The 17,659-nt window shown below is 72.6% G+C and carries 17 protein-coding genes; 4 read left to right on the top strand and 13 right to left on the bottom strand.

Annotated features, from left to right (window positions below; translation table 11 throughout):
- Positions 1-10: 10 nt before the first annotated feature.
- Positions 11-1,120 (top strand): alpha/beta hydrolase family protein, encoded by a 1,110-nt coding sequence (locus tag ACLJQM_RS13300; protein ID WP_410631437.1) that lies wholly within the window; start codon positions 11-13, stop codon positions 1,118-1,120.
- Positions 1,117-3,006 (top strand): esterase, encoded by a 1,890-nt coding sequence (locus tag ACLJQM_RS13295; protein WP_410631436.1) that lies wholly within the window; start codon positions 1,117-1,119, stop codon positions 3,004-3,006. The genes ACLJQM_RS13300 and ACLJQM_RS13295 overlap by 4 nt, the downstream gene beginning before the upstream one ends.
- 153 nt (positions 3,007-3,159) lie before the next feature.
- Here the strand turns inward: ACLJQM_RS13295 and ACLJQM_RS13290 are convergent, their stop codons facing one another.
- Together ACLJQM_RS13290 and ACLJQM_RS13285 are read right to left on the bottom strand one after the other, a co-directional pair.
- On the bottom strand, positions 3,160-3,381 hold the full coding sequence (locus ACLJQM_RS13290; RefSeq protein WP_410631435.1) for a hypothetical protein: 222 nt from the start codon (positions 3,379-3,381) through the stop codon (positions 3,160-3,162).
- Between the two features lie 4 nt (positions 3,382-3,385).
- On the bottom strand, positions 3,386-3,922 hold the full coding sequence (locus ACLJQM_RS13285) for a ferritin (protein WP_247019702.1): 537 nt from the start codon (positions 3,920-3,922) through the stop codon (positions 3,386-3,388).
- A 46-nt stretch (positions 3,923-3,968) separates the two neighbouring features.
- On the opposite strand from ACLJQM_RS13285, the gene ACLJQM_RS13280 reads away from it, so the two are divergent.
- Both ACLJQM_RS13280 and ACLJQM_RS13275 read left to right on the top strand, forming a co-directional pair.
- Entirely contained in the window at positions 3,969-4,727 is a 759-nt protein-coding gene (locus tag ACLJQM_RS13280) for an SDR family NAD(P)-dependent oxidoreductase (protein ID WP_410631434.1), read from the top strand.
- 31 nt (positions 4,728-4,758) lie between these two features.
- Entirely contained in the window at positions 4,759-5,376 is a 618-nt protein-coding gene (locus tag ACLJQM_RS13275) for a PaaI family thioesterase (protein WP_410631433.1), read from the top strand.
- Between the two features lie 11 nt (positions 5,377-5,387).
- Here the strand turns inward: ACLJQM_RS13275 and ACLJQM_RS13270 are convergent, their stop codons facing one another.
- The 11 genes from ACLJQM_RS13270 to ACLJQM_RS13220 form a co-directional block, all read right to left on the bottom strand.
- The gene (locus tag ACLJQM_RS13270) at positions 5,388-6,146 is read right to left on the bottom strand and encodes an MHYT domain-containing protein (protein ID WP_247025553.1); all 759 of its coding nucleotides are present in this window, start codon (positions 6,144-6,146) and stop codon (positions 5,388-5,390) included.
- Between the two features lie 18 nt (positions 6,147-6,164).
- Entirely contained in the window at positions 6,165-6,752 is a 588-nt protein-coding gene (locus tag ACLJQM_RS13265) for a GTP-binding protein (RefSeq protein ID WP_247019698.1), read from the bottom strand.
- Complete coding sequence (locus ACLJQM_RS13260; protein WP_247019697.1) at positions 6,733-7,110, bottom strand: DUF742 domain-containing protein; 378 nt, start codon at positions 7,108-7,110, stop codon at positions 6,733-6,735. The genes ACLJQM_RS13265 and ACLJQM_RS13260 overlap by 20 nt, the downstream gene beginning before the upstream one ends.
- Positions 7,107-7,541: a roadblock/LC7 domain-containing protein gene (locus ACLJQM_RS13255; protein ID WP_410631432.1), complete on the bottom strand. Its 435-nt coding sequence runs from the start codon at positions 7,539-7,541 to the stop codon at positions 7,107-7,109. The genes ACLJQM_RS13260 and ACLJQM_RS13255 overlap by 4 nt, the downstream gene beginning before the upstream one ends.
- Entirely contained in the window at positions 7,538-9,682 is a 2,145-nt protein-coding gene (locus tag ACLJQM_RS13250) for an ATP-binding protein (protein ID WP_410631431.1), read from the bottom strand. The genes ACLJQM_RS13255 and ACLJQM_RS13250 overlap by 4 nt, the downstream gene beginning before the upstream one ends.
- 430 nt (positions 9,683-10,112) lie before the next feature.
- On the bottom strand, positions 10,113-11,567 hold the full coding sequence (locus ACLJQM_RS13245) for a hypothetical protein (protein WP_410631430.1): 1,455 nt from the start codon (positions 11,565-11,567) through the stop codon (positions 10,113-10,115).
- A gap of 17 nt (positions 11,568-11,584) precedes the next feature.
- Positions 11,585-13,072, bottom strand: coding sequence for a PKD domain-containing protein (locus tag ACLJQM_RS13240; protein WP_410631429.1), 1,488 nt, complete (start codon positions 13,070-13,072; stop codon positions 11,585-11,587).
- Positions 13,073-13,247: 175 nt separating this feature from the next.
- The gene (locus ACLJQM_RS13235; RefSeq protein ID WP_410631428.1) at positions 13,248-13,991 is read right to left on the bottom strand and encodes a thioesterase II family protein; all 744 of its coding nucleotides are present in this window, start codon (positions 13,989-13,991) and stop codon (positions 13,248-13,250) included.
- Positions 13,988-15,217, bottom strand: coding sequence for a cytochrome P450 (locus ACLJQM_RS13230; protein WP_410631427.1), 1,230 nt, complete (start codon positions 15,215-15,217; stop codon positions 13,988-13,990). Before ACLJQM_RS13230 ends, ACLJQM_RS13235 begins: the two co-directional genes overlap by 4 nt.
- Entirely contained in the window at positions 15,214-16,440 is a 1,227-nt protein-coding gene (locus tag ACLJQM_RS13225; RefSeq protein ID WP_410631426.1) for a cytochrome P450, read from the bottom strand. The genes ACLJQM_RS13230 and ACLJQM_RS13225 overlap by 4 nt, the downstream gene beginning before the upstream one ends.
- Positions 16,437-17,657: a cytochrome P450 gene (locus tag ACLJQM_RS13220; protein WP_410631425.1), complete on the bottom strand. Its 1,221-nt coding sequence runs from the start codon at positions 17,655-17,657 to the stop codon at positions 16,437-16,439. The genes ACLJQM_RS13225 and ACLJQM_RS13220 overlap by 4 nt, the downstream gene beginning before the upstream one ends.
- Positions 17,658-17,659 lie beyond the last annotated feature (2 nt).

Raw genomic sequence — 17,659 nt, 5'->3', positions numbered from 1 at the left:
TGGGGGAATCATGCGCACACTCGCGGTGGCCACCGCCTTGACCCTGACGCTGTCCGCGGCACCCGCCGAGGCGAGCACCACGCCCCACCTGCCCCGTCCGACGGGTCACGAGCCCGTCGGTGTCACTTCACTGTCCCTTAAGGACATTTCGCGGTCTGATCCGTGGGTACCGTCGGTGCCCTACCGGGAACTGATGGTCTCCCTGTTCTACCCGGCGACCTCGGCGAACGGGCCCACGAAGCAGTACATGACGCCGCTGGAATCCGAACGCAACCTCGAACGGGAGAACATCCCCGGGCTGCCGCTGGACGTCCTGAGCACCGTCCGGACGAACGCCGTCGTCGACGCGCGGCCGGCCGGGCGGTGGCACGGCCTGCCGCTGGTCGTGCTGTCGCCGGGGTGGACCCAGCCCCGCGCCACGCTCACCGCGCTGGCCGAGGAACTCGCCGGCCGCGGGTACGCCGTGGCGGCGATCGACCACACCTACGAAAACCGCGCGACCACCTTCCCGGACGGGCACGTCACCGGCTGCGCCGCGTGCGAAGCCGACGACCAGCCCGGCTTCTGGGAGAAGTTCACGCGGGTCCGGTCGAAGGACACGTCGTTCGTGCTCGACGAGCTGCTGCGCTCGAAGAAGTGGGGCGCGCTCATCGACCCGGCGCGGATCGGCATGACCGGGCACTCGGCGGGCGGCGCGGTCACGACGCAGGCGATGCTGGCCGACCCGCGGATCCGCGCCGGCGCCGACATCGACGGCAGCGTCCACGTGCCGCTGCCGTCGTCCGGACTGGCGAGGCCGTTCCTGTTCCTCGGCAGCATGGACGGCTACACGCCGGGGCAGCAGGGACCGTACGACGACTGGGAAACCGACTGGACCCACCTCACCGGGTGGAAGCGCTGGCTCATGGTGTCCGGCACGGTGCACCAGTCGTTCACCGACCTCGGGGTGCTCGCCGCGCAACTCGGCGTCGACCTCGGCGCGTCGATCGACGCCGAGCGCGCGCTGGCCGTCACGCGGACCTACGTAAGCGCTTTCTTCGACCAGCACCTGCGCTGCCGCCCGCGGCCCCTGCTGGCCGCGCCGTCGCCCGCCTACCCGGAAGTGACGTTCATCGGATGAAGAGCCTCATGGTGATCACCGCGCTCGCCCTCACGCTGTCCGCACCCGCCGCGTCGGCGGCTCCGGCGCCCGCACTGGCGAAACCGACCGGCGACCGGCCGGTGGGCACGGCTGCCCTGGCGCGGGGCGACCTGTTCTACCCGGCGGTTTCCGCATCGGGCAAGCGGAAGCAGTTCATGACCGGAGCGGAGGCGAAAGCCGCCCTCGCGGAAGCCGGGATCACCACGATCCCGCCGTCGGCGCTCACCGCGGTCCGCACCGACGCGTTCGTCGACGCGCGTCCGGCCGGGCGGCACCTGCCGCTGGTCGTCCTCTCCTCCGGCGCCGAACTGACCTCGCTCGCCGAGGACCTGGCGAGCCACGGCACCGTCGTCGCGGTGACCGGCCGGACCGCGGACGTTCCGGCCGTGCTGGATTCGCTGCTGCGCTCGAAGTGGGCACCGCTGATCGACCCGTCCCGGATCGGGCTGGCCGGGCGCGCGAACACCATCGACGCGGTGGCGGCCGATCCGCGGGTCGGGACCGGGCTCGACCTCGACGGCACCACGGACGGCCCGCCGCCCGCGCTCGACCGGCCGTTCCTCTTCCTGGGCACGGAAGCGCGGCAACCGGACTGGAACCGGCTGACGGGCTGGAAGCGCTCTCTCGTCGTGGCGGGGACGGTCTCCGCGTCGTTCACCGACCTCGGCTTGATCGGCGAACAGCTCGGCGTCGGCTTCGGCGCGACGACACCGGCCGCGCGCGTCCAGGCCGTCACCGCCGCGTACGTCCGGGCGTTCTTCGACGAGCACCTGAGCGGCGAACCCCAGCCCTTGCTGGCCCAGCCGTCCGCGCGGTACCCGGAAGTGGGCTTCGCGCGGACGTCGACGCCGTACCTGCCCGCGCCGACCGGGGACCGGCCGGTGGGCAGCACTTCGGTGTACCTCAAGGACACTTCGCGGCCTGACCCGTGGGTGCCGTCGGTGCCCTACCGCGAGCTGATGGTCACGCTGTTCTACCCGGCGGCGGCCTCGACCGGCCCGAAGACGCAGTACCTCACGCCGGCGGAATCCGCGGCCCTGCTCGAGGGCAGCGGCCTGGACGTGCCGCCGGACCTGCTCACGACGATGGTGACGAACTCCGTGGCCGACGCCCGGCCGGGCGGGCGGCACCTGCCGCTGGTCGTCCTGTCCCCCGGCTACACCAAGCCGCGCGCCACGCTCTCCGCGCTCGCCGAGGACCTGGCGAGCCACGGCTACGCGGTCGCGGTCATCGGCCACACCTACGAAAACAGTGGCCAGAGCATGCCCGGCGGGCGGTTCGCCGGGTGCGCGTCGTGCGAAGTGCCGCACGACAGCGCTTTCTGGCGGAAACTGGTGCTCGGCCGGGCCGCCGACGTGTCGTTCGTGCTGGACTCGCTGACGCGCTCGAAGTGGGGGTCACTGATCGACGCGTCCCGGATCGGCATGGCCGGGCACTCCGTCGGCGGAGCCAGCTCGTTGCCCACGATGGTCGCCGACGCCCGGGTGCGGGCCGGGATGGACATCGACGGCACCACCGAGGTCCCGCTCACCGCGCCCGGCCTGGACCGGCCGTTCATGTTCGTGAGCCACCAGCTCGCGGCCACGGCGTGCGCGCCGGGCAACGAGCCGTGGGAACGGGACTGGGCGCAGCTGACCGGCTGGAAGCGCTGGGCGGAGGTGGCGGGCACGCAGCACGCGTCCTTCACCGACGTCGGTCTGCTGGCGGACGAGTTCGGCATCGACATGGGCGCCACGACGGGTGGCGTGCGCACGCAGGCCATCACCCGGGCCTACGTCAACGCCTTCTTCGACCAGCACCTGCGCGGCGAGCCGCGGCCACTACTCGACCGGCCGGGGTTCCCGGAAGTTTCCTTCTGCCACTGAAGGAAAAGGCGGAAGCGGCATCGCCCGGGGGGATGCCGCTTCCGCCGGGTCCTCGGTGGACGGACGGATCGCCGAACGCGACGAGGGGCAGCTGCCCGGCCAGCCGGCGGCGCGCGGCCTCGCTGCCGTCGTAGGACCAGCCGAGCAGCTTGCTCAGCACCGCCGCAGGATCGGGCGCGCCCAGCGGTTGCGGTGCTCGTAGGCGGCGATGACCTCCGCCGCTTCGGCCTCGCCGAGCACCCGGTGCCGCGGCGCGAACCGCCGGGTGCCGACGACGACCTCGACCGGCGGCCGGGCCTCGATGTTGCGGTACCAGTCCGACGCGGGACCCAGCCCGGCGACGCACGACCCGCCCCCGGCGCCACCCGTGCTCACGCCGTCAGAGCTTGCCGCCCGCCACCGGGGGCATGTCCGGGGCGTCCTCGGCCTCGGTCGCCGCCTCGCGGTAGAGGTGGTTCTCGACCTCGAACAGGTTGTCGCCGGCCCGCTCGACGACCGCCAGCAGTGTCGTCATCTGGGCGACCTCCTCGACCTGCTCCTTGAGGAACCAGCCCATGAACTGCTCGCCGAGGTAGTCCTCCTCGGCGCGCGCGGCCTTCGCCATCGCCTCGATGTCCGTGGTGACCGCGCGCTCCTGCTGCAGGGCCAGCTCGATCACCTCGTGCACGCTCGAGAAGTCGTTCCGGACGTCGCCGGTGCCCGGGATCGCCACCGGGTGGTCGCGGTCGAGCAGGTAGCGCACCATCGCCAGCGCGTGGTTCCGCTCCTCGATCGCCTGCCGGTAGAAGCGTTTGGCCAGCCGCGGCAGGTCACGCGCGTCCAGCCAGACGGCGAGCGCGATGTACTGCTGGGCGGCGGTGAACTCGTGGCGGATCTGGGTCCGCAGCAGCTCGGCGAACTTCTGGGTCTTGGCCATGCCCACAAGGTACGACGGACCGGGGCGCGGATCTACGATCGAGGCGATGAGCAGCGCACTCGATCTCTCCGGCACGATCACCTGCGTCACCGGCGCGTCCGGGGGCATCGGGCGCGGCATCGCGCTCCGGTTCGCCGAGGCGGGCAGCGCGGTGGCCGTGCACCACCGGCGTCCCGGCGCCGCGGACGACGTCGTCGAGGCGATCGAAGCCGCCGGTGGGCGGGCCCGCGCGTTCGCCGCCGAGCTCACCGACGACACCGCCTGCCACGCCCTGCTCGACGCCGTCGCGGAGTGGGGCGGGCGGCTCGACGCGCTGGTCAACAACGCCGGCGTCCAGCCGGTCGAACCCCTTGCCGACATCACGGCCGAGCGCTGGCGGGCGATGCTGGACGCGACCCTGACCAGCGCGTTCTCCTGCACCCGGGCGGCGGCCCGGCTGCTGGGCGAGGGCGGGAGCGTCACGCACGTGGCGTCGATCGAGGCCCGGCAGCCCGCACCGGGGCACGTCCACTACAGCGCGGCGAAGGCGGCGCTGGTCGTGCACGCGCGCGGCGCGGCGCTGGAGTACGGGCCGCGCGGGATCCGCGTCAACACGGTGTCGCCGGGGCTGATCGACCGGCCGGGACTCGCGCGGGACTGGCCCGAGGGCGTCGAGCGCTGGCAGCGCTCGGCCCCGCTGGGCCGCCTGGGCACCCCGGCCGACGTCGGCAACGCGTGCGTCTTCCTGGCCTCCCCGCTGGCGTCCTTCGTGACCGGCCACGACCTCGTCGTCGACGGCGGCGTCACCGCCCGCCCGACCTGGTAACCTGAAACACGTTCTAGTTTCAGGGGGTGCGATGACCTTCCCGGTGATCGACGGCGTTCCGCCCGGGCGTGCCCTGCTCGGCACCCGGATCCGCGAGCTGATCGAAGCCTCGGTGCGCGTGCGCGACGACGAAGCCGACCTGGCCGCGGCGGCGCGCCGGGTCGAAGCGGTGACCACGGCCCTGCGCGCGGCCGGGGAGGCGCCGCCGTTGCTGCTGGCCGCCCTCGAAGGCGGCGGGCACCTGAGCGTCAACAACCCCCTGGAAGGGCCCGGGAACCCGCTGGCCCCGCCGCTGGCCTGGGTCGCCGTCGGCCCGGAGTCGGTGCGGGCCGAGGTGCTGCTCGGCGCCGCGCACGAAGGGCCGCCCGGCCGGGTCCACGGCGGCTGGGTGGCGGCGGTCCTCGACCACGTCCTCGGCCGCGCCACGGCGGCCGCGGGCTACCCGGGGATGACGGCCTCGCTGACGGTCGACTACCACCGCGGCACGCCGTACGCGGTCCCGCTCGTCGCCGAGGGCCGGCTCGTCCGCCGTGACGGGCGGAAGCTGCACGCGTCGGGCACGCTGCGTGCGGGGGACGAGGTCTGCGCGACGGCGACGGCGATCCTGGTGCACTTCAGCGCGGACCGCTTCCCGGTGCCCACGGACTGATTCAAGGCCGCTCAGGACCCGACCGTCGTGTGCCGTGGTGCCTCCGAACTCGACGTCGCCATCAGCACCGCGCAGATCGGGACCGCCATCGCCAGCGCCGCCAGCACGAACACCGGGAACAGGAACGAGAACACCTCCGTGCCCGACGGGTCCGGCGCCGCCGGGTCCAGGTTCAGGCGGACCGCCGCCATGCCCGTGTAGTGCATGCCCGTCACCGCCGCGCCCATCACCAGGCCCGCGGCCAGGCGGGGCAGGAGCTTGTCCAGGCCGACCGTGAACCACAGGGCCGCCGTCGCCGCGACCACCGCGATGAGGACCGACAGCACCACCAGCGTCGGGTCGTAGCCGATCGTGCCCTTGACCTGGACCGCCCACATGCCCGTGTAGTGCATCACCGCCACCGCGAGGCCGGTGAGCAGGCCGCCCAGGAGCAGGCGGCGCCAGGCGAAGCGGTTGCGGACGCCGAACACCAGCAGGCCGCAGAACACCGCCACCACCGAGAGGAGCGCCGACACCGCCGTGCGGAGGATGTCGTAGCGCACCGGCATCCCCGGGGTCGAAAAGCCGAGCATCGCGATGAAGTGCATGACCCAGATGCCGACGCCGCCGATGGACAGCGCCGCGAGGCCCAGCCACGTCAGCCGGACGCGCGGGTTGTCGGTCGAACGCGCCTGCAGCGTGCAGGCGAGCCCGAGGGCGCACCCCACCACCGATGTCAGGTAGGCGAGCACCACGAGCCAGTGCCCCATCGCGAAATCGTCGTGGTTCATGGGCATTCCGGGCTCCTGTCAGGCTTTCCGCGATCGTGGTGAGTGGTGCTCGGCGAGCGCGTGCTCGGCCGCGGCGATGAGGATCCGCTTCGTGGACTCCGGGGAGCGCGCGTCGCAGGTGACGACCTCCACCGCCGCCGGGACCTTGAGGGCTTCGCGCACCTGCGCGGGCGGGTGCTGGCGGGTGTCCTCGAACTGGTTGATGGCCACCAGGAACGGCAGGCCGCGGGATTCGAAGAAGTCGATCGACGCGAACGAGTCCGCCAGCCGGCGCGTGTCGACCAGGACGATCGCGGCCACCGCGCCGCAGACCAGGTCGTCCCACATGAACCAGAACCGGTGCTGGCCCGGCGTGCCGAAGACGTAGAGGATCAGGTCCTCGGCGAGGGTGAGCCTGCCGAAGTCCATCGCGACCGTCGTCGCGACCTTCCCGGGCACCGCTTCGACCCGGTCGACGCCGACCGCCGCCGACGTCATCAGCGCTTCGGTGCGCAGCGGGTCGATTTCCGAGACGGCGCCGACGAACGTCGTCTTCCCGGCCCCGAAGCCGCCCGCGACGACGATCTTGGCCGACGTGATCAGTTTGTCAGAGTGCACGTAGTCCACTGAGGACCCTTTCGAGCAGGTCGTTGCGTTCGTCCCAGGAGGCGTCCGCGGTGAGCGTGTCGCGGATGGACACCTGGCCGGCGCTGAGCAGGTCGCCGATGAGCACCCTGGCCACCCCGAGCGGCACGCCGAGGTGGGCCGCGACCTCGGCCACCGAACGCTTGTGCAGGCACAGCTCCATCACCGCGGCCAGGGGGTTGGTCGGGCTGAAGGACGCGGTGCGGCCTTCCGCCGTCGTCTCGACGAGGGCTTCCACCGCCAGGTCGACCTTCGGCCGCGTGCGACCGGCGGTCCAGGCGTAGGGGCGGGCCAGCGACGCCGCGTGCCGCCCGCCCTCGCGTCGCCGGCCGTCGGTCACCGGGCCGCTCCCGGCGAGGCCGCCGGCCGCGCCGGGGTCTCGACCACCTTCCCGACCCGGTCCACCAGCAACGTCATCTCGTAGCCGACCAGCCCGATGTCGCAGCCCGGGTTGGCCAGCACGACCAGGTTCGAGCCGTCCCCGACGTTCATCAGCAGCAGAAATCCTTGCTCCATCTCGATCACCGACTGCACGACGCGGCCGGCGGTGAACAGGTCGGCCGTGCCGAGCGCGAGGCTGGCGAGCCCGGACGCGATCGCCGAGAGCTGGTCGCCGCGGTCGCGCGGCAGGGTGTCGTTCGCCGCCACGAGCAGCCCGTCCGCCGAGACGAGCGCCGCGTGCGCCACCCCGGGCACCTCCTGGGTGAACGCCGACACCAGCCAGTTCCGGGACCCGTCGGTCACTTCCATTCCTTCCTGCCGGGTACTCATCGCTGCTCCGCGTCCGGCTCGGCCGAGACCCGGTGGCGGGCCGCGCGCATACCGCTGTAGTGCCGGGAAAGGTTGCTCCGCACCGCCGCCGGGTCGCGGAAGGACGGGTCGCCCTGCTGCGGGTGGCGCGGGGCGGCCGAGCCCGGGGCCAGCTGCGCGCCGGGCTGCCGGGTCGGCAGGCCCGAGTCGGTGAACTCGGGCTCGCCGACGGTCCCGACCGCGGCTTCGGCGGCCTGCCGCACCTGGTCGGCGGGGCTCGCCCAGCCCGCCGGGCGCGCCGCTTCCGGCGGGGTTTCGGCGAACCAGTGCGACAGCATCTGGTCGAAGATCGGGGTCAGCGGGTCCGCCGGTGGCGCGGGGCCGGGTTCTTCGGCGGGCCACCGGGGTTCGAGCTCGGGCCGCGCGGTGCCGTTGACGGCCGGGAGCAGCGCGAGCGGGCCGGGCCGGGCCGGCAGGTCGACCAGGACCAGCACACCGGGCACGTGCACGCTGGCGGTGATGCCGGCGCTCGCGGTCCGCGTGGTCGTCGGCCGCAGCCGGACGGTGATCCCGTGCGAGGCGGCCAGCCTGCTCACCACGAACAGGCCCATCCGGCGGGTGGTCTCCGGGCTCACCGACGCGCCGGCGGCCAGCCGGGCGTTGGCCGCTTCGAGGTCTTCGCGGGTCATGCCGAGACCGACGTCGACGACCTCGACGAGCACGCCGCCGTCGAAGCCGCGGTCGGCGGTGAGCACGACCTGCTCCCCCGGCGGCGACGACCGGATGGCGTTCTCCAGCAGCTCCGCGAGGATGTGCACGATGTCGGCCGCGGCTTCGGCCTGCACCGAGCCGCGCGGGGCGTTGCCGAGGGTGATGCGCTGGTAGTCCTTGACCTCCGACGTCGCCGCCCGCAGCAGCTCGACCGTCGCCACCGGGCCGGTTTCCCGCCGCACCGGCCGGCCACCGGCGAGGACCTGCAGGTTTTCGCCGTTGCGCCGCAGCCGCGTGGCGATGTGGTCGATCTGGAACAGCTCGGCCAGCCGCTGCGGGTCCTGCTCGTCGGCTTCGAGGTCCTCGATCACCGAAAGCTGCAGCTCCACCAGCGACTGGCTGCGCCGCGACAGCGTCATGAACATCTCGCTGACCTGGATCCGCATCTCGGCCTGCTCGCCGACGGCGAGCCGGACCGCCTGCCGGTGCATGTCGTCGAAGGCGCGGGCGAGCTGGCCGACCTCCTCCTCCGAGTCGACCGGCAGCGGCGGGGTCGCCCGCCAGTCGACGTCCTCGCCGCCCCGGATGCGTTCGATGGTGCCGGGCAGCCGTCGGCGCGCGGTGTCCAGCGCGGCCGCGTGCAGCCGCCGGATCGGGGCCACGACCGACCGGGCGACGGCGAGCGCGATGGCGAGGGCGCAGAGCAGGGCCGCGAGCACCAGCGCGGCGTCGCGCAGCGCGTCCGAGCGGGCGAGGTTGGTCTGCACGCCGACCGCGTCCGAAAGCGTTTTCACCTGTTCGGCCAGCACGGTGCCGAGCACCGCGCGCTTCGCGGCGGGGCCGCCGGCACCCGGGCTGGTCGCCGCGGCGAACCGGGCCGCCGCCGCGCCCGCCGGCGTCACGCGGCGGATCTGACCGGTGAGCACGGCCTCTTCGGACGCGGCGCGCTCGGCCACCGCGGCGCCACCGGGGTCGCCCGCCACGGCTTCCTGGACGGCGAGCACGGTCCTCAGCTGCACCAACGCCGCGCTGAGGCTCGCCGACGCGCCGAGATCGGCATTCCCGGCTTGGCCGACAACGCCGGGGATCACTTCGCCGAGCACGACCGTGAAGTCGTGGTAAGCGGCGGTTTTGGCGGCCGCGGAACCGGTCTGCTGGCGCAGCTCGGCCAATTTACCGAGCTGATCTTCCAATGCGCCGGCGAGTTGCGGGGTGAGCTGCGAAAATGCGGCGTCCCGGCGCACCGACGCGGCTTTCCCGTCGACGGCGGCGGTCTGCGCGGCGGCACCGTCGTGGATCATCTCGTCGTCGACGAGCCCGGCGAGTTCGGAAATCCCTTGTACGACGGGCATTTGGTCGCGCACGGCGCTGAGCCCGCCGGCCCGGGCGAGTTCGCCCTGCACCCGGGCCCCGGCCAGCAGCAAGGCGACCAGGACGGGCAGCAGCAGCACGACGGAGATCTTGGTGCGCAGCCCCCAGTCACCCGGATTCCAGGAGGGGGCGGAACGACGTGGGTCTTCTTTCATCGGTGGCGTGGCTCGATTCGTACCGGTGGCCCGAGAACGATTTCCGGTTCCTTTTCCGCGGAATTCAGGCGGTGACATAACTCCGGCGGGACCGGTGCTGTCAAGGAACGCGAGCCGTTTCCCCCGTACGCATCAGCTACACAGGGTGAACTTCCACCGCGCGGCTTTTTACCCTTGCGGAGGGTGAGAACGATTCGAAGGATGCACGGGGTCCCCTGCGAGGTAGGTGAATTTCCGCCTTGGCGGGACGAGGGGCCCCGCCAAGGCGAAAGTGGACTCGGCCGGCGCACACCGCCGACCGGCCACGGACCGTGGTCACCTCACCCGGGCGCCGGCAAGCGCCCGGGCGGGGGACTCAGCTCGCGCGGACCTTGGTGACGCCGGTCAGCCGGTTGTCCACCGGGTGGGCGTCGCCGTCGTAACGGCCCTCGAGCGTGGCCGTCACCTCGAACTCCGCCTGTCCCGCCGCCGCGTCGGCCGGCGTGTACGAATACGCGAACGGGAACTCCACCCGGCCGCCCGCCGGCACGAACTGGGTCAGCGTGCCGACCTCCTCGAAGTACCCGCTCTCGCCCTTCTTGCGCAGCGAGACGACGACCTTCTCGTCGTAGCGGTTGTTCACCACGGACACCTTGACCGGCTTCGTCTGCCCCGCACGCGCCTGCGCGGGCAGGGACAGCCCGGTCAGCGCGACGTCGTGCGTCTCGACGTGCACCACCTGGCTGCCGGTCCCCGAGCGCCCGTCGTCGGTCGTCGCGCTGATCTCCAGGCGGTAGTCGCCGTCCGCGGCGTAGCGGTGCGTCAGCGCGGCGTTCGACGTGAGCGCCACCGACGTGCCGTCGCCGAACTTCAGCTCACCGCTGACCAGCGGGCGGCCGAGGTGGTCGCCCGCGTTCGGGAACATCTGGATGTCGTCGAACACCGAATTCACCCCGGAGTACAGGTACACGTTGGGCGTCAACGCCGGCGCGGTCGTCAGGCGGATGTCGTACGGGGACGCGCCGTCGGCGTCGGTGGCCACCCGGAGCCAGTACTGCCGGCCGGCCTCCGCCGTGAAGACCACGCGCTTGGTGCCGTCCAGCTCCCCCGCGCAGTCCACTTCGGACAGTTCCGGGCCGCGGTACACCGCGACCGACGGCGTCCGGCCGCCCCGCCGCTCCACGCTGATCGGCCGGGTGCGGTCCGGTGTGTACCGGTACCACACCGAGTGGTCGGCCTCGGGATCGCAGCTCGCCGTCACCTCGCCCGGCTCGCTCGTGGACCGCGAAAGGTCACCCGAGAACGTCCCCGGCAGCGTCGCCACCGCGGCCGCCGCGAAGTCGTCGTTCGCCTCCCGCGGGACGTTGGAAAGGTCCAGCGTGGCCACCTGGCCGGCGCCGGCGTACGGCTTGAACACCATGATGTGGTACGTCTGCCCGGCGGTGACCGGGAACGTCACCGACGGCCCGGAGTTCCACTCCGCACAGGCGCCGGGCACCTGCGACAACGCCCCGCGCGAGCCGGTGTAGACCGCGATGAACGGCAACTGGCCGGCGCCCGTGGGCAGGGCCCGGACGAACCCGTCGGCGGACGCGGTGTAGTCGTACCACGCGCTCGTCGCGATCCAGGCGTAGCACGAGGTCGGGTCGTCGGCGGCCTTCGTCCCTTCGCCGAAGTCCTGGGTGGCCCGGAAGGGCAGGGCGGTGACGGTGGTGGCGGTGTCGAAATCGTCGTTGGCCGGAGTGTCGGCCTGCGCGGTGGCCGGTGCCACCAGTGCGGCCGCGACGGCCAGGCCGGCGACCAGCAGGCGCCGGAAAGCGGTGGTCCTCATTCTGTTCCCCCCAGTGTTCAGACGGCGGTGATGCGCGTGGCGGCCGGCTTGACGGTCGTGGCGATGGCGATCACTTCGTTGTCCGCCGGCCGGGCGTCGCGGATCGGGTAGTCCAGCGAGACGCTCGCTCGGAAGGTGACCTTGCCGTCCGCCAGGTCCTCCGGGGTGAAGGTGTAGGCGAACGGGAACCGCACGGTCTTGGTGGGCCGCGCGGGCACGGTCAGGGTGAGCGTGGCGACCTGCCGCCAGGAGGTCCCGTCGTTGCGGGACAGCACGACCGTCGCCGTTTCGGCGTAGCGGGTGTTGCTGACGTCGACCGAAATGGGCTTGCTGACGCCCACGCGGGCCGCGGTGGGCACGGTGAACTTGGCGATCCCGACGTCGTGCGTGGTCACCGTGACGAGCGTCGTCTTGGTGGCCGTGCGGCCGTCCGGCGACGTCGCGTGCATGGTGACGGTGTACGTGCCGTCGGTGGCGTAGTGGTGGGAGACGGGCGCGGTGCCGGCCGGGGCCGTGGCGCCGTCGCCGAAGTCCCAGTCGGCGGTCATCGGCCGGTCGATCTCGTTCCAGGAGCCCGCGGAGAACGAAACGGTGTCGTAGACCGTCGGGTACGACGGCGACTGGGAGATCGACGGGTCCAGCGCCGGCGCGTCGGCCAGGGACAGCGTGACGGGCTCGTACGAACCGGCCGTCCCGGTCACGCGGACGTAGTAGGTCGTGCCGGTGGCGGCGCGGAACGCGGTCGGCTGCCCGTACGAGTCGTTCTTGCAGGCCACCTGCTTCAGCTCCGGCAGGCTGCTCCCGGTGTAGACCGAGAGGGCCGAGCCGTACCCGGTGGTCCGCGCGGTGACCGACTTCGCCTCGCCGGTGTTGGTGTAGGCGTACCAGACCGACGGGGCGAGGTTGGCCTCGGACTGGCAGGTCGACTCCGGGTCGTCGGCTTCGTAGGAGGCGACCGAGAAGTCCGGCTGCGCGGAGAACGGCAGCGACGGCACGGGCTGCGCGTTCGCGAAGTCGTCGTTGGCCGCGGCCGGGACGGAGTCCAGCCTCAGCGACAGCGCGCCGCCCGGGACGTCGTAGCCGGAGATCATGATGGAGTACGTGGTGCCGGCCTTCGCCAGGAACGTCGCGTCCGCGCCGATGCCGCAGCCGTTGTCGACGCCGCGGAGCGCGCCCCGGGTCCCGGTGTGGACCGCGAGGATCATCTCCGGGTCGCTGCCCTTGGTCGAGGCGCGCAGGTACCCGTCCGCGGTGGCCGTGTACCGGAACCAGACGGACGCCCGGACGTCGGACGACTGGCACCAGGACGGGTCGTCGACCGCCCGGGTGGCCTCGCTCGTGTCCTGCTGCGCGGTGAACGGCAGCGCGGTGATCACCGTCGCCTGGTCGAAGTCGTCGTCGGACGGTGGCGCCGCGTGCGCGACCCCCGGTACGAGCAGCGCGAACGCCGCGGTGAGCGCGGTGGCCAAGGCGATCCGGCCGCGCGATCGCAAGGAAAGCAGCACGAGTCATCCCCCCAGATGTGTCCCGTCCCCACACTCGCGGTGGGGATCCCCGCGGGGCACATCGACGAAAGGGGGCCCGGTGTGACCGATCCGGCCGGAAATAGCCCGGACGTCGCAACCGCGCTACTCCGAGTAGACCGCGGGGTGCTGACCACCCGCACCCCGCGGTCCGCTCTCAGGCGGGGACCCGGCCCAGCCGGTCGGCCATCGTCCGCAGCACGGCGTCCTGGTGGCGGGTCAGGAAGAAGTGGCCACCCGGCAGCGGCACCAGCTCGAAGCCGCCGGTGGTGTGCTCCGCCCAGGCGGAGACCTCGTCCACCGACGCCACCGGGTCCTCGGTGCCGGTGAACGCCACCACCGGCGTCGCCAGCCGGACGCCCGGCGGGTGCCGGTAGGTCTCCACCGCGCGGTAGTCGTTGCGCAGCACCGGCAGGATCATCCGGACCACCTCGTCGTCGCCGAGGAGGTCCGCCTCCGTGCCGCTCAGGCGGCGCACCTCGGCCAGCACCCCCTCGTCGGAGCGGGTGTGGACGCGGTCGTCGCGGTACCGGTCGGGCGCGCGGCGGCCGGAGACGAACAGCACCACCGGCTCCGGGCCGCCGGCCTCCAGCCGCCGCGTGACCTCGTACGCGACCATCGCGCCCATGCTGTGCCCGAACAGCGCCAGCGGCCGCTCGTCGAGCCCCCGCAGCAGGGTGGCGATCTCGTCGGCGAGCCCTTCGACGGTGGGCACGAACGGTTCCTTCCGCCGGTCCTGCCGCCCCGGGTACTGCACGGACAGGACTTCGACGTCCGGGGCGAGCGCCCGCGACACCGGGAAGTAGAACGACGCCGAACCGCCCGCGTGCGGCAGGCACACCAGCCGCGCCTTGGCCGCCGGCGCCTCGTGGAACCGGCGGAACCAGCGGTCCGCGGTCACCACGTGACCGGGAGCTCGGCGACGCGGTGGACGCCCAGCCCGCCCGGCGGCACCTCCTCCGACGGGACCGCCAGCCGCAGGCCGGGGAGGCGGGTGAACAGCGTCGAGAAGACGACCTCGAGCGCGGCCGTCGCGAAGTTCATCGCGACGCACTGGTGCGGGCCGTGGCCGAAGGTCAGGTGCGTCTTGTGGTCGCGGCGCAGGTCGAGCTCGTGCGGCGCCGGGAACGCTTCGGGGTCGCGGTTGACCGCCGGCGTGGCCAGGATGACGCCCTCGCCCGCGCGGACGGTCCGGCCGCCGATCTCGATGTCCTCGGTGGCCAGGCGCGAAATGATGTCGCCCGCCGAGATGTAGCGCAGCAGCTCCTCCACCGCGCGCGGGGCCGCGCCCGCCGGGTCGGCACGCAGGACGTCCGCCTGCGCCGGGTTGTCCAGCACCGCGAACGCGCCCAGCGAGATCATCGTCATCGTGGACTCGTTGCCCGACACCGTGACCAGCATCGCCGAGTTGAGCAGCTGCTGGAAGCCGATCTCCTCGGGCCGCTCGTCGAAGCTGGTGACCATGTGCGTGGCCAGGTCGTCGGCCGGCTCGGCGCGCTTGCGCTCGAAGAGCTTCGTGTAGAAGTCGGACAGCGTGTAGATCGCCGGCACCATCATGTCCGGCCGGGTCGCCAGGTACTGGACGTGCTCGGTGTAGACCGCGCGGTCCTCCTCCGGCACGCCGAACAGCTCCGCCATCATCATCGACGGGAACGGCACCGCGAACGCCGAGACGAGGTCCGCACCGGGGCCGTCGGCCAGCATGCCGTCGATCAGCTCGTCGACGATCTTCTGGATCTTCGGGCGCATCGCCTTGGCCTGGCGCAGCGTGAAGCTCGGGATCACCAGCTTGCGCTGGGCGTTGTGCTCCGGGTCGTCGAGCTGCGCGAACGTCAGCGCGTCGCCCTCGGGCACCGGCTGCGGCATGCCGGTGCCGGGCATGATCTTGGCGTTGTTCGGGAAGTCCGGGTGCGAACGGGCGGCCGAGAGCCGCGGGTCCGACAGCAGCGCGCGGGCTTCCGCGTAGCCGGTGACGACCCAGGCCCGCTTGCCGTCGACGAGCTCCACTTCGGACAGCGGTGCCTTCTCGTGCAGCTCCGCGTACGCGGCGGGCGGGTGGTACGGGCACTTGCCGCGCGGCAGCGGGAACGACGGCACCCCGGTCGCGGTGTCGAGGGTTTCGGTCACGGGAGATCTCTCCGATCGATGGGGGTGGTGCTGACGACCAGCGGAACCCGCTTCGGTCCGAACAGCAGGTGGGATTCCTGGTACTCGACGACGCCGTCGACCGTCCACAGCGGAACGTGGTCGAACAGCGCGTTCAGCGCACCGGTCAGCTCGACGCGCGCGAGCATCGCGCCGAGGCAGAAGTGGATGCCGTGCCCGAACGTCAGGTGGCGGTTCGGGCTGCGGCGGATGTCGAACACGTCCGGGGCGTCGAACACGGCGTCGTCGTGGTTGGCCGAGAGCATCCACGGCACGACGACCGCGCCCGCCGGGATCCCGTGCCCGGCGACCTCGGTGTCCACCGTGGTGTAGCGCTGCAGCCGCGTGGACGGCGGCCGGCAGCGCAGCACTTCTTCGACCGCGCCCGGGATCAGCGCGCGGTCGGCCCGCAGCGCGGCCTGCGCTTCCGGGTGCTCGGCCAGCAGCACGAGGGCGTGGCCGAGCACGGCGGCGGTGGTGAGGTGCCCGGCCTGCAGGATCTGCACGGCCAGGCTCGCCACCTCCGGATCGGCCAGCCGCTCGCCGTCCAGCCGCGCGCGCACCAGGTCCGAGATCAACCCCGGCCCCGGTTCGGCGCGCCGGCGCGCGCACAGCTGCAGCAGGTAGCCCATCAGCTCGAGGAACGGGCCGCCCAGCGCGCTGTCCGCCGCCGCCCGCACCGCGGCTTCGTCGGTGAGGTCCGGCGGCTCGATCGCCATGATCTGCTCGACCAGCGACCGGAACGCGCCCGCGTCGGCGGCCGGGATGCCGAACAGCTCGGCGATCATCGTCGCGGGCAGCTCGACCGTGAAGTGCTCGACCGCGTCGAAGCCGCCTTCCGGCGCGCGGGCGAGCAGGCCCTCGGCGATCTCGGTGACCCGCGGGCCGAGGTCGCGCATCTTGCGCGGGGTGAACGCCTGCGCCGCCAGCCGCCGCAGCTTGCCGTGCTGCGGCGGGTCGGCGACGAGCATCATCCCCTCGGTCATGTTCGGCACGTCCTCGGGCAGCACCCGCGCCGGGTTGCTGGAGAACGTGGCCGGGTCCTTGGTGACGCGCTCGACGTCGGCGTGGGAGAAGACGTGGTGCGCCCCGGACGCGTCGACGTGCACCCCGCCGTCCTCGCGCTTGCGCCGCAGCCAGGCGAGCTGCTCGCCCAGGCCGAACCGCGCCGACGGGACGTCCTCGGTGGACAGTGCGCTGGTCACGCCCGCCGCACCCGCACCCGGACGCTCTTCGGCGTGAACAGCTCGCTTTCGTAGAACTCGACCGGCTCGCCGGTCAGGACCTCGATCGAGGAGTACCGGCGCAGCAGGGCTTCGATGCCGAACTTCGCCTCGGTCTTGGCCAGCGCCGCGCCGAAGCAGTAGTGGATGCCGTGGCCGAAGGTGAGGTTGCGGGCGGCACCGCGGTCGATGTCGAAGGCGTCCGGGTTCGCGAACACCTTTTCGTCGTGGTTGGCCGACAGCAGCGACAGGAAGACCATGCTCTTCGCCGGGATGGCGACGCCGCCGAGCTCGGTGTCGGTGGTGGTGAACCGCTGCAGGCGCGGCACCGGCGGGGTGAACCGCAGTGCCTCGTCGACGGCAGCCGGGATCAGCGCCGGGTCGGCGCGCAGGCGCGCCTCGACGCCCGGGTGCTCGCCCAGCCGCAGCACGAAGTTCGCCAGCACCGACGCCGACGTGATGTGCCCGGCCTGCAGCAGCTGGATGGCGAGGTTGACGGCTTCGTGATCGGCGAGCCGCTCACCGTCCACTTCGGCCTGGAGCAGGTCGCTGATGAAGCCGTCACGCGGGTTCGCACGCAGCTCCGCGCACAAGCCGGCCATGTACTGCTGCATCTGGACGAGCGGGCCGAACATGGCCGCCTGCATGGCGGCGTCCATCTCGGCGGCGTCGTTCGGGTTCGGCACGGTGACCTGGAGCAGCGCCTCGGTCCAGGCGATGAACTGCGGCAGGTCGGTCTTCGGGATGCCGAGCAGCTCCGACACCACGACCAGCGGCAGGTACTGCGAGAACGCCGTGACGAAGTCGAACTCGTCGCCGGGCGCGGCGTCGAGCAGCTCCTCGGCGATCTGCGCGATGCGGTCGTTGAGGTCCTTGACGCGCTTCGGGGTGAACGCGGCGCTGGCGATCCGGCGGACCTTGGTGTGCGCGGGCGGGTCCATCACCGCGAGCATGCCGGCGGACAGCTCGGCGGCGGCCTGCGGCATCACGTGCGACGGGTCGCTGGAGAACGTGCCGGGGTCGGCCAGCGCCTGCTGCACCTCGGCGTGGGTGAACACGTGGTGCATGCCGAACGGGTCGCGCAGCACCGGGTTGGCCGCACGCATCCGGCCCAGCCACGGCAGCGTGTCCGACAGTCCATAACGGACGGACGGCGGCAGCAGCGCCGGGTCGATCTGCGGCATGACGAAGTCGGTCATTT

The organism is Amycolatopsis sp. cmx-4-83 (genome assembly GCF_046548815.1).
GTDB lineage: Bacteria > Actinomycetota > Actinomycetes > Mycobacteriales > Pseudonocardiaceae > Amycolatopsis > Amycolatopsis pretoriensis_A.
Note: the sequence above shows the minus strand (reverse complement) of the source record. Positions and strands in the feature narration are given on the sequence as shown.